This is a genomic window from Peribacillus sp. SIMBA_075 (assembly GCF_046534585.1).
In genome coordinates, this window is record NZ_JAWRYN010001077.1 from 1 (window position 1) to 254 (window position 254).

A 254-nucleotide genomic window follows, 5' to 3' on the forward strand; every position below is an offset into this window, starting at 1 on the left:
ATACATTGTTCCTACAAACACGATAGTTCATTATTTCTTCCAGTACATTTTCCCCTCGTTCATTTTTATTTTTAATTTAAGGAGGAATTCCACATGGGTTACGGATATAGTTGCTGTGGTTACGGATACGGTGGCGGTGGCGGCAGTTGTGGTTATGGAGGTTTCGCTTTATTAATCGTTTTATTTATCCTTCTAATCATCATCGGAGCTAGCTGTTGGGGCGGCTTTGTAGGCTGCTAGTAAATTTAAAAACT

1 protein-coding gene is annotated in these 254 nt (G+C 39.4%); it reads left to right on the forward strand.

Translation table 11 applies throughout. The annotated features are described in order from the left end of the window. Window positions 1–93: 93 nt before the first annotated feature. Window positions 94–240, forward strand: a complete 147-nt coding sequence (locus SB775_RS31605; RefSeq protein WP_048559655.1) for a YjcZ family sporulation protein — start codon at window positions 94–96, stop codon at window positions 238–240. Window positions 241–254: the final 14 nt, after the last annotated feature.

Bases quoted from the DNA above. Each gene is read 5' to 3' on its own strand.
- SB775_RS31605 (WP_048559655.1), top strand. From the start codon at position 94: ATGGGTTACGGATATAGTTGCTGTGGTTACGGATACGGTGGCGGTGGC.